The sequence below is a fragment of the Mesorhizobium sp. M5C.F.Ca.IN.020.29.1.1 genome (assembly GCF_003997375.1).
Lineage (GTDB): Bacteria > Pseudomonadota > Alphaproteobacteria > Rhizobiales > Rhizobiaceae > Mesorhizobium > Mesorhizobium wenxiniae.
This window is the reverse complement of sequence record NZ_RZSW01000933.1, coordinates 1-1,477: the sequence shown is the minus strand read 5'-3', so window position 1 is coordinate 1,477 and position 1,477 is coordinate 1. Positions and strand designations below refer to the sequence as shown.

The following is a 1,477-nucleotide window of genomic DNA, read 5'->3' as shown; positions in this document are numbered from 1 at the left end:
GGGGCGGGCAAGTCGGTGCTGCTTGAAAAGACACCGCGTCATATCAGGCGTGTCGACCGGATACGACGCCTGGTGCCGGGCGCGAAGTTCGTGATGCCGGTACGCGATGGGCGCGATACCGTTGCTTCGCTGACAAGGCGGCTTGGCGATGCGACCGCGAGCCTGGATCGCTGGATTTCGGACAACACAATGGTCCTTGCCGAGCGCGGCAGCACGGACGTCCTGATTTACCGCTACGAAGATCTTGTCGATGACCCGGAAGCGACCGTCGAAAAGATCTGCACCTTCCTGGGATTGTCATTCGACCAGAGCCTGCTCGATTATCATCGGAACCCGCAACGATGGTTCACACTTAATGCGCAACCCCAACATGCAGCATTGCGCAACCAGCAAGTGAACCAGCCAATTTATGATGGCCGCGGCCGCTGGAAGACCGAACTGGGTCAGCAGGAATTGATGGAGCTTACCGAGGGGCGTGGGAAACCCCTGATGCAGGCGTTCGGGTACATTTGAGACCGCCGCGCGACCACTTTACTCGGGAAGCGCGCGCGGATAGCCAAACTGATCGAAGTCGCGCTCATACGCGCGATAGATGGTATCAGCCAGTTCTGGCGTGAAATAGTCGGCAAGTCTGCGGCGGGAGGAGGTGTGCAGAGGTGGCATCGCCGCGCGTCGCATCTCGTCGCTTGCACCGACATGATCGAGAACCGGTTCGAAGTCCTGTGCGAAAGTCTCCGTCTTGCCGACGAGGTCGAACGCCACACCTGGAAGGTCGATGATGTCGCTTTGCCTCTGCCAATGCTTGTCGATCCGCCATGTGGAAGTCGTGCAGGCAAAGGCGACGAAATCTGCAAAGGACAGGCTCTTGTCGGGTCCTACAGGCAGCGCCGGATCAGCCCTTTCGCGGTAGGCTAAATAGACCTCCACCCTGCCATAACCAGGCACAAGCGGACGGTCACGATATTGGTCGGCCCAGCACGACAACAGCCGGGTATAGGGGTTGCGAACGAAGGTAAATCGCAAGGCTTCCGGACTGGTGGCCATGCGATAGAACTGCAGGACGCCATGGCGGGGCGCCTGCAAGTTCGACGCCTTTCGGTTGTGCACCTTCCAGTTCTGGTCGCTGCGCCACCCCGACACGGTGTCGTTTCCGATCATGGCTGCAAGGTTGCTGCGAATGCGGCTACTCGCCGCCTTTGGCGTGGCGAGGTACAGGATCTTGAGTTGCGGGACTACGTCGATCAGGTCGTCAGGCAGATATGCGGTTTCCATGGCTCTGCGGTAAAAAGCCAACGCCTCGGGATTGCGCCAGCTCAAAACCTGCTCGACAACCCGCCACCGAAGCGACCGCAGTTTCGGCCTCAACTGGCGTTCGATTTTCCTCAATCCACGAGTCTGCTTCGATTTCGGGACGGGAATCTCATACGACACGTTGGGGGTGCTGGTGTTCATCCGCTCTTTCCTATTAGTTTCTAAA

General features: G+C 58.7%; 2 protein-coding genes. One reads left to right on the top strand and one right to left on the bottom strand.

The features are described from left to right. Positions 1–513: sulfotransferase (locus EOA85_RS35125; RefSeq protein ID WP_164760127.1), on the top strand; the 513-nt coding region annotated here is incomplete at its 5' end. An 18-nt stretch (positions 514–531) separates the two neighbouring features. Here EOA85_RS35125 and EOA85_RS35120 read toward each other — a convergent pair. Continuing rightward, positions 532–1,477 (bottom strand): sulfotransferase family 2 domain-containing protein (locus tag EOA85_RS35120; protein ID WP_206523467.1); only part of this gene is annotated, 946 nt, incomplete at its 5' end.